Here is a 9,520-nt window from a genome sequence, read left to right as displayed (position 1 = left end):
GGGGGTACAGGTCCGCCAGCATTCTCGCGTGCGGAGAGAGGCCCCTCACCCCAACCCTGTCCCCGCAAGAGCGGGGCGAGGGAGCGCACCGCCCCAATGGCTAAAGGTCACGTCACCAAGATGACTTTCTAACATGCTCTCCTTTGTCGCCCAGCGTGTCCTCAAGGGCGTGATCGTCCTGCTTGCGATCGTGGTCCTCAATTTCTTCCTGATCCGGCTGGCCCCCGGTGACCCCGCTGTGGTGATGGCGGGCGAGGCCGGGGCCAGCGACCAGATCTTCGTGCAGCAGCTCCGGGAAAAATTCGGCCTCGACAAGCCGCTGCCCGAGCAGCTCTTCATCTACGTCAAGGGTATCGCGACCCTCGATCTCGGCTTCTCCTTCCGTCAGCAGGCACCTGTCGCGAAGCTGATCGCGGAGAGGCTGCCGGCGACGCTGCTGCTCACGCTCACCGCATTTGCCATCTCGCTGGCCCTCGGCGTTCTGTTCGGCACCTTCGCCGCCGGCTTCGCCGGGACCTTCCTCGACACCGGCATCACCATCTTTGCGCTGATCTTCTACGCCACGCCGATCTTCTGGGTGGCGCTGATGGGCATCCTGCTGTTCTCGGTCACGGTCGATTGGCTGCCGAGTTTCGGCTACGAGACGGTCGGCGCGAACTTGCCCGGCTTTGCTCATGTCATCGACGTCGCAAAGCACCTGATCATGCCGGCGATGACGCTCGGCCTGTTCTTCATGGCGACCTACACCCGGATGACGCGCGCCTCCATGCTGGAGGTGAAGCGGCTCGATTTCGTCAAGACCGCGCGCGCCAAGGGCCTCTCGGATTCCGTCATTCAGCGCCGCCACGTGCTGCGCAATGCGCTGCTGCCCGTGGTGACGCTCGCCGGTGTGCATGCCGGCACGCTGATCGGCGGGGCCGTCATCACCGAGACCGTGTTCGCCTGGCCCGGCATCGGGCGGCTGATGTACGACGCGCTCCTGCAGCGCGACTACAATCTGCTGCTCGGCGTCTTCGTGACCTGCTCGGTCATGGTGCTGATCTTCAACCTCATCACCGACCTGGTCTATCGGCTGGTCGACCCGCGCATCGAATTCGCATCATGAAGCAGTTCTGGACATCGATGCTGAGAAGTCCGAGCGGCGTCATCGGCCTCATCATCCTGCTGCTTGCGATCTCGATCGCGGTGTTCGGGCCGCTGCTGTTCCCGAACTCGCCCTGGCGCATGGTGCAGCGGCCGTTCCTGCCGCCCTTCACGCTTTCGACCGTGCCGCTCGGCACCGACGCTTTGGGGCGCGACGTATTCGCCGGCATGATCTTTGGTGCGCGAGTCTCGCTGCTGGTGGGCCTCATCTCGACGCTGGCCGCGCTGGTCGTCGGCATTCCCATCGGCGCCATGGCCGGCTATTTCGGCGGCAAGGTCGACGACGCCTTGATGCGCTTCACCGAATTCTTCCAGACCATTCCAAGCTTTGCACTGGCGATCGTGCTGGTCGCGATCCTGCAGCCCTCGATCTATTCGATCGTCGCCTCGATCGCGGTGGTGAGCTGGCCGCCAGTGGCCCGCCTCGTCCGCGGCGAGGTGTTGTCGCTGCGCACGCGCGAATATGTCCAGGCGGCGGTGGTCACGGGGCAGTCGCACAGCTGGATCATCCTGCGCGAGATCCTGCCCAATGCGCTGTCGCCCGTGATCGTGCTGGCCTCGCTGATGGTCGCGACCGCGATCCTGTTGGAATCCTCGCTGTCGTTCCTTGGCTTGGGCGATCCCAATCTGATCTCCTGGGGCTACATGGTCGGCGCCGGCCGCACGGTGATCCGCCAGGCCTGGTGGATCACCGTGTTCCCCGGCGTCGCGATCCTGATCTCGGTGCTCGGGTTGAACCTGATCGGCGAAGGCCTCAATGACGCGCTCAATCCGCGGCTATCGCGGGAGGGACGCTGATGATGACCGCCCCGCCCGCCGTCTCGATCAAGAATCTTAGGATTGCCCTGCCCAAGGGCGCCGAACGTCCCTTCGCGGTCGACGGCGTCTCGCTCGACTTGCGGCCCGGCAAGATCGTCTGCGTGGTCGGCGAATCCGGCTCCGGCAAATCGATGTGCGCACATGCGCTGATGGGACTTCTGCCGAATTCGGTCTCCGTTGTCTCCGGTGAGATCCAGTTCGAAGGCCACGACCTGCTCAAGCTCGACGACGACGGCTGGCGCGATCTGCGCGGCCGCCGCCTCGCGATGATCTTCCAGGAGCCGATGACCGCGCTCAATCCGTTGATGCGGATCGGCGACCAGATGGCGGAGATGTTCGAGGCGCACGGCCTGCTGACGCCCAGGGAGCGACGCGCAAAGGCGTTGTCGCTGGCGCGTGAGGTCGGCCTGCCCGATCCCGAGCGTATCGTGCGGGCTTATCCACACCAGCTCTCCGGCGGCCAGCGCCAGCGCGCCATGATCGCGATGGCGCTCGCGCTCGAGCCGGCCGTGCTGGTCGCGGACGAGCCGACCACTGCGCTCGACGTCACCACGCAGGCGCAGATCCTCAAGCTGATCCGCAACCTCCAGCGCAACCGCAACATGGCGGTGATGTTCATCACCCACGATTTCGGCGTGGTCGCCGATATCGCCGACCAGGTCGTGGTGCTCCGCCATGGCAGGGTCGTCGAGGAAGGCCCGGCTGCGACCGTGTTCAACGATCCGCAGCACGATTACACCAAAGCGCTGCTCGCCGCCGTGCCGTCGATGCACCCGCCGAAACGTGCAGCGCTCGACGATCAGGCCAAGGCCGTCGAGGTGATCGGGCTGGACAAGACTTACGTCACCTCCGGCGGCTGGTTTCGCGAGGACCGCCGCGTCGATGCCGCGCGCGCAGTCAATTTCAATATCCTCAAGGGCGAGACGCTGGGCCTCGTCGGCGAATCCGGCTCGGGCAAATCGTCGGTGGCGCGGCTCGTGATGCGGCTGATCGAGGCCGACCGCGGCACAGTGCGGATCGGAGACACCGATCTCACGCAGCTCTCGGGCAAGGCGCTGCGCGCTGAACGCCATCGCATCCAGATGATCTTTCAGGATCCATTCGCCTCGCTCAATCCGCGGCGCAAGATCGGCCACATCGTCGCCGATGGCCCGATCGCGGCCGGCGTTGATCCGAAGGTCGCGTTCGACCGCGCCCGCGATCTCCTCAAAATGGTGGGCCTGGACGCCGGTGCGCTCGAGCGCTATCCGCACGAATTCTCCGGCGGCCAGCGCCAGCGCATCGGCATTGCGCGCGCGCTCGCGCTCGAGCCCGAGATCATCGTCGCCGACGAAGCCGTCTCGGCGCTCGACGTCTCGGTGCAGGCGCAGGTGCTCAAGCTGCTCGAAGACCTCAAGGCGCGCCTCGGCCTGTCGATGCTGTTCATCACCCACGACCTGCGCGTCGCAGCGCAAATCTGCGACCGCATCGCGGTGATGCAGCGCGGCGCCATCGTCGAGCTGAAGCCGACGGTGCAGCTGTTCACCTCGCCGGAGCATGCCTACACGCGCGAACTGCTCGCGGCGGTGCCGGGGCAGAAGGAACGCGCGCCAGCCGCGTGAGGCGCGGTTCCGTCCGGTATTCCGGTCCGCCTAGGAACGGATCGGTCACGGGTTTTTTATCCCTTGTGACTGCCTGCACGGCTGCAACGACGAAGCCGGCGCCCCACATTCGCATGGAATGATTTCCATCATCTGATGATGGATCTGACATCTATTGGAGACCGATATGGGCCAGATTATTCAGTTTGTCTCGAAGTCCGAGCGCGAGCGTCTTCGCCTCATCCAGGAAGCGCGCGCGATCTACGACAGCATCTTCCCGCCGACCGATCCGGGCAGCGAGCAATCGGGCGGAGCCGATACGCGCCAGAGCGACAGGGGCAATCTCGCATGATCAAGATCGTCGCCGTGCTTTGCAGCCTCGCCTCACCGTCAAATTGCCACGAGCAACTCGTCACCAGCTCCGACTTTGCGCAGGTCTCGGTTCAATCCTGCCTGATGGGCGCGCCGCAGCTTGCCGACTGGATGAACCAGCATCCGGCCGAACGCCTGGCGGCCTGGCGCTGCGTGATCGGTCAGCAGAACGGCCGCGGAATCTAGCGGCGCAGTCGCGCATGATTTCACTTTGGATTGGTATTGCTCCAGGTCGGAACCGCAGTGGTGACGCCGACCGTCGGCCAATTGTATGTTCCTATCGACGGCGCCGTGACCGTGCCGACCGTTTGCCCTGATGAGCCGTAAGAGGGCCTCGGCTGGGCCGCGGTCACGCCCGGACTGCTATAAGTTGGCGCCAGCACGCGCGTGCTGTGGTGGCCGCTGGATCTCTGCTTCTTCGCTTCGGCTGCGAAAGGCGCTGCCACCAGGCTGGCGGAGACGAACGCCGCAATGGCGAATTTGATGCTTGTCATGGCCGATCCCTTCCTCGTCAGGGCCTGCTCTGCCATCTGTTCATGGTTCGGACGATTTTCCAGAGCAGCACGTTCATAACTCCGTGCGCACACGGACGTGCCGGGACCGGCGCCGCGCGGATCGGCGCCGCGCGGACTGGCGCCGCGCGATACTCGCCTTCGGATCGACCCGAATCAGCGCTAGGGCATGGCACTGAGCTTTCCGGATGCGAGTGACATGACCGGCCCCGAACTGAAGCAACTCCGCAACGACCTCTCAGACGCCATCGAGCGGAAGCTCACCGCAGCCGATATGGCGAAGCTGTGCGCGCTGCCGGAGCAGGGGGGCGCCGACACCATCCGGCGCTGGGAGGTCAGCGGCCCGACGCTGGCCGCGACCAAGGTGCTGCGCGTGCTCGCGATGGCGAGCGAGCGCTATCCGATCCTGGAGAAGTTCGACATCTTCGATCGCCACGACGTGCGCGAGGAAGACCGCCCGGCCAAGCGCGCGGCCTTCCGCGCGCAGATGCGCGACGAGGTGCGGCGGCGTCTTGGTTAACGGAACGCGCGCGCTGGTTACCGCAGGCTGCGCGAATTAAGCCTTCCTTCACCACTTCTTAAGCCGCCATTAAGCACGAAAATCAATTGCAGCCCAATAAGTTAGGTTGGGGGCCGTTGTGCCACGCATGTGACAGCATTTTCCTCAAAAGCGAGCTATCTGCAAAACCAACGCGGCGCGGACTGCGCGCCTGCCGGGGACCTGAAATGTTGGAGTTCGAGACGATGAAGAAGATTCTGTTTGCGACCGTTGCGCTGCTCGTGGTGGGCGCGTCCGCGCCGGCGATCGGTGCCGACCTCGGCGCCCGCCCCTATTACAGCAAGGCCGCGCCGGCCTATGCCGCGCCGATCTACAACTGGACCGGCTTCTACATCGGTGCGCATGTCGGCGGTGTGTTCTCCAGCGACAATAATTTCAACGGCCTCTCCACTGGCAACAACGGCAACGGCCGTTTCCTCGGCGGCGTGCAGGCCGGTATGGACTGGCAGGTCAACCCGAACTTCGTGGTCGGCGCCGAAGCCCAGTATTCCTGGCTCTCCGGCAGCGTCGGCGCGGTGTTCCCGGGCGGCGTGGCCTACACCAACGATCAGCGTGGCCTCGGCTCGATCACCGGCCGTGTTGGCTACACCTGGGGCCCCGGCCTGGTCTACGTGAAGGGCGGCTACGCCTATTCCGACAACAATGAGAAGGTGACTGTTGGCGGCGTGCCGACCGGCTTCATCATCTCCGGCGATCACAGCAACGGCTATACCGTTGGTGCCGGTCTCGAATACATGTTCGCGCCGAGCTGGTCGGCCAAGGCCGAGTACCAGTACTACAATTTCGGCGATGCGCACTTCACCGCGGGCCCGCTGGTCGGCACCGGCAACTTCACCACCGACGACCATACCTTCAAGGCCGGCCTCAACTACCGCTTCAACTGGGCAAGCCCGGTCGTCGGGCCCTACTGATCGCGCCTGACAGACGCTTCTCGCTATCAAGGGCCGGCATCGCTGCCGGCCCTTTCTTTTTTCGCTCTGCGGAACTGCCAAGCATTTGTGCAACATGCTATTTTTTAACCCGCGCTGACGATACTGCGCAGCGAAAATAAGAGATCATTGCTGTGGGGGAATTTTCGATGGCGATCCGTCCGAGCCTGGGCCGTTTCAAGCCGCGCTTCAAAATGCCGAAATGGGGATTGCGTGGCAGCCTGATTGCGGCCTTCGCCGTGATCGCAGGCATGGGCCTCGTAATCGCAGCCGGCGCCGGCTTCGTGTTCAACCATCTCGGCTCGACCATGATGGATTTGAGCGGCCGCGACATCCCCCGCCTCGCCGCCAGCCTTCAGCTCGCCTCGCAAAGCGCGACGCTCGCAGCACAAGGCCCCGGCCTGCTCGCTTCTCCCAGCGATGACGCGCTGAACGATCGCACCAGGAACGTGAAGGAGATCCAGCAGCAAGCGATGGCCAAGCTCGGCGAGATCATCGAGCTTGGCGCAGACCAGCAGACCGCGAACGCGCTGCGCGACACCGCCAAGAGCATCGACGAGGCCACCCAGAGCCTGGTGTCGGCGGCGCGCGAACGGCTCGACACCGGCGCGCTGCACGACAAGCAATATGAAGCGCTGCGCAAGGCGCAGATCGCGTTCGTCGGCGCCGCCGGCCCCGCGATGCTGGATACACAGACGCGCCTGAACGCGATCCTCGGTTCGGCGGAAGTCTCGGCCGATGACGCCACCGAGGCCGCGCGCACCGTCGCCCAGGTCTCGACCATCTCCGCCAATGGCAATCTGATGGCCGCCGACATGATGGCAGCACTCTCGGCCAACAGCAGTGATACGCTCGAGGCGATCGAGAAGGAATTCAAGACCACCCGCGACCGCGTCAAGTCCAACCTCGAGGACCTCCCGAACATCCCCTCGATGCAGGCCGTGCGCAGCGCCGTGGAGAAGCTGTTCGCCTTCGGCGAAGGCAAGACCGGCGTGTTCAAGATCCGCCAGAAGGAGCTCGACTCCATCGACTACGGCCAGACCATCCTGGACGAGACCCGCAAGCTCAATGTCGGTCTCGGCATCAGCGTGCAGGCGCTCGTCGACGGCGTGCAGAAGGAGACCAATGCGTCGACCTTCCGGGCCCGCCAGGAGATCTCGCTCGCCACGACGGCAATGCTGGCCCTCGGCGGATTGACCCTGATCGGCTCGGCGCTGTTTGTCTGGCTCTATGTCGGCCGCAACATCCTGCGCCGTATCCGTGAGCTTCAGCGCGCCATGCAGTTGCTCTCCGCCGGCGACCTAGACACCGAGATCGTCCGCTCTCGTCAGAATGATGAGATCGGAGCGATGAAGGAGACGCTGACGGTGTTCCGCGACAGCATGATCGAAGCCCGCGCGCTTGCCAGCGAGCAGGACAAGGATCGCCTCGCCAAGGCCGAGCGTGCCGCGCACCTGGAAGCCAAGATCGCGGAGTTCGAGGGCACGGTGCGCACCGCGCTCGACAATCTCGCGCAATCGGCCAATTCGATGCAGGCGACCGCGCAGAGCATGTCGACAACAGCAGACCAGTCCAACGCGCTGGTGAACGCGGTTGCCTCCGCCGCGGAGGAGACCTCGGTCAACGTGCAGACCGTGTCGTCGGGCACCGAGCAGCTGTCTTCGTCGATCGAGGAGATCAGCAAGCAGGTCGTCACCTCGGCTGCGATCGCCAAGAAGGCGGTGGATGAAGCCAGCGCCACCGACGCCACGGTGCAGAGCCTTGCCGACGGCGCAAGCCGCATCAGCGTCGTGGTCGATCTGATCCAGACCATCGCCTCGCAGACCAACCTGCTCGCGCTCAATGCCACCATCGAGGCGGCGCGCGCAGGCGAAGCCGGGCGCGGCTTCGCCGTGGTGGCCTCCGAGGTGAAGAGCCTTGCCAGCCAGACCGCGAAGGCGACGGAGGAGATCCGCACCCAGATCGCCAGCATGCAGCAGGTCACGACTTCGGCCGTCGGCGCCATCCAGGGCATCGGCCGGATCATCGGCGAGATCAACGACGTCACCACGACGATTGCGGCCGCGGTCGAGGAACAGGGTGCCGCGACCCGCGAAATCGCCCGCAACATTCAGCATGCCGCGGGGGGCACCAGCGAGGTCTCCAGTAACATCGTCGGTGTGTCCACGGCTTCGGCCGAGGCGGGCGCTGCGGCCACCGAAGTGCTGAGCGCGTCCGACGCGCTGCGCCGCGAGGCCGACATGCTGCGCGGGGAAATCGACGCGTTCCTCAACAATATGCGGGCGGCGTGATTGTCATTCCGGGGCGCCTCGAAGAGGCGAACCCGGAATCTCGCTCCACAACCCCCAGATTCCGGGTTCGCGCTTTCGCGCGCCCCGGAATGACGTGCCTTCTGGCCTTGCGCACCCGTCCGGGCAACGGAATAGCGCCGCCGGAATGACCGCTATGCGAGCCCACCGCGCGTCCTTTTTCGGCTGGCGCCCCGCGCGCAGCGGGTTTAAGCCGGTGGCATGAACGCAAAAATAGACACCGTGCAGTCCTCGGCCGAGGCCCTGCGCTATCCCTGGGAGCAGCATCCCGGCCACGACGAGATCGTGGAAATCAGGCCCGGCGTGTTGTGGGCGCGGCTGAAGCTGCCGTTCCGCCTCAACCACGTGAACATCTACCTGCTCGCCGATGGCGACGGCTATGCGATGATCGATGCCGGCTTCGGCAATGAGGAGACGATCGAGGCCTGGACCAAGCTGTTCGAGGGGCCGCTGAAGGGCGTCGACATCACGCGCCTGATCGTCACGCATTCGCACCCCGACCATGTCGGCCTCGCAGGCTGGATCGTCGAGCGGTTCAAATGCCCGCTGGTGATGTCGCAGGTGGAATATCTGCAATCGGTCTATCACCAGAACCGCGGTACCGAGGAGCGGCGCGAGGCACAGCGGCTGTTCTTCCGCCGCCATGGCATGGACGAGTCGCTCACCGAAAAGCTGCTCGGCCGCGGCCAGGATTATCTCAAGCGCGTCTCGGTGCTGCCGCCGTCCTACCGCCGCATCTCGCATGGCGACGAGGTCGTGATCGGCACGCGGCGCTTCAAGGTGATCACCGGCGGCGGCCACGCGCTCGACCAGGTGATGCTGTATTGCGCCGACGACAAGCTGTTCCTGTCCGCCGACCAGGTGCTGAGCAAGATCTCGCCGAATGTCAGCGTGTGGGCGGTCGAGCCCGACCAGAACTCGCTCGGCGAATACCTGGCCTCGCTCGCCAGCCTCACCACTACCCTGCCCTATGATCTCCTGGTGCTGCCCGGTCACGGCGTGCCGTTCTACGGATTGAAGACCCGCATCAAGCAGCTCGCCGACCACCACGAGGAGCGCTGCCGCCTGATCGCGGAAGCCTGCCGCGAGGTGCCGCAGACCTCGCGCGCACTGGTGCCTGTCGTGTTCAACAAGCACGTGCTCGACGAGCACCAGATGGGCTTTGCCGCCGGCGAGCTCGTTGCCCACGTCAACTACATGATCGTCGAGGGCCGGCTGACGGCCGAGACCAAGGACGGCGTGCTGCAGTTCCGGACGACGTGAGCGGTCACCGTCATGGCCGGGCTTGTCCCGGCCA

Annotated in this window: 10 protein-coding genes; 9 read left to right on the top strand and 1 reads right to left on the bottom strand. The window is 64.9% G+C overall.

Annotation, left to right across the window (positions count from 1 at the left end; translation table 11 throughout):
- The first annotated feature begins 133 nt into the window (after positions 1-133).
- The 5 genes from AOQ71_RS11555 to AOQ71_RS11540 all read left to right on the top strand — a co-directional run bounded on the left by AOQ71_RS11555 (position 134) and on the right by AOQ71_RS11540 (position 4,100).
- A complete protein-coding gene (locus tag AOQ71_RS11555; RefSeq protein ID WP_057746124.1) occupies positions 134-1,105 on the top strand; it encodes an ABC transporter permease in 972 nt (323 codons plus the stop codon).
- Positions 1,102-1,941, top strand: coding sequence for an ABC transporter permease (locus AOQ71_RS11550; RefSeq protein ID WP_057746120.1), 840 nt, complete (start codon positions 1,102-1,104; stop codon positions 1,939-1,941). Before AOQ71_RS11555 ends, AOQ71_RS11550 begins: the two co-directional genes overlap by 4 nt.
- Positions 1,942-1,943: 2 nt before the next feature.
- Positions 1,944-3,563, top strand: a complete 1,620-nt coding sequence (locus tag AOQ71_RS11545) for an ABC transporter ATP-binding protein (protein WP_057746830.1) — start codon at positions 1,944-1,946, stop codon at positions 3,561-3,563.
- A gap of 166 nt (positions 3,564-3,729) precedes the next feature.
- Complete coding sequence (locus tag AOQ71_RS46280) at positions 3,730-3,894, top strand: hypothetical protein (RefSeq protein ID WP_167353974.1); 165 nt, start codon at positions 3,730-3,732, stop codon at positions 3,892-3,894.
- Positions 3,891-4,100: a hypothetical protein gene (locus tag AOQ71_RS11540; protein ID WP_057746117.1), complete on the top strand. Its 210-nt coding sequence runs from the start codon at positions 3,891-3,893 to the stop codon at positions 4,098-4,100. Before AOQ71_RS46280 ends, AOQ71_RS11540 begins: the two co-directional genes overlap by 4 nt.
- Before the next feature lie 20 nt (positions 4,101-4,120).
- Here the strand turns inward: AOQ71_RS11540 and AOQ71_RS11535 are convergent, their stop codons facing one another.
- Positions 4,121-4,408, bottom strand: a complete 288-nt coding sequence (locus tag AOQ71_RS11535; RefSeq protein WP_057746827.1) for a hypothetical protein — start codon at positions 4,406-4,408, stop codon at positions 4,121-4,123.
- A gap of 217 nt (positions 4,409-4,625) precedes the next feature.
- On the opposite strand from AOQ71_RS11535, the gene AOQ71_RS11530 reads away from it, so the two are divergent.
- The 4 genes from AOQ71_RS11530 (at position 4,626) to AOQ71_RS11515 (ending at position 9,486) form a co-directional block, all read left to right on the top strand.
- Positions 4,626-4,946 (top strand): hypothetical protein, encoded by a 321-nt coding sequence (locus AOQ71_RS11530; protein WP_057746824.1) that lies wholly within the window; start codon positions 4,626-4,628, stop codon positions 4,944-4,946.
- A gap of 224 nt (positions 4,947-5,170) precedes the next feature.
- Complete coding sequence (locus tag AOQ71_RS11525) at positions 5,171-5,896, top strand: outer membrane protein (protein ID WP_057746821.1); 726 nt, start codon at positions 5,171-5,173, stop codon at positions 5,894-5,896.
- A 167-nt stretch (positions 5,897-6,063) separates the two neighbouring features.
- A complete protein-coding gene (locus AOQ71_RS11520) occupies positions 6,064-8,205 on the top strand; it encodes a methyl-accepting chemotaxis protein (protein ID WP_057746114.1) in 2,142 nt (713 codons plus the stop codon).
- Between the two features lie 219 nt (positions 8,206-8,424).
- Positions 8,425-9,486, top strand: a complete 1,062-nt coding sequence (locus tag AOQ71_RS11515; protein WP_057746112.1) for an MBL fold metallo-hydrolase — start codon at positions 8,425-8,427, stop codon at positions 9,484-9,486.
- Positions 9,487-9,520 lie beyond the last annotated feature (34 nt).

This window comes from Bradyrhizobium manausense, from assembly GCF_001440035.1.
Lineage (GTDB): Bacteria > Pseudomonadota > Alphaproteobacteria > Rhizobiales > Xanthobacteraceae > Bradyrhizobium > Bradyrhizobium manausense.
The sequence above is the reverse complement of the archived record's forward strand: the minus strand, read 5'-3'. Positions and strand labels throughout refer to the sequence as shown.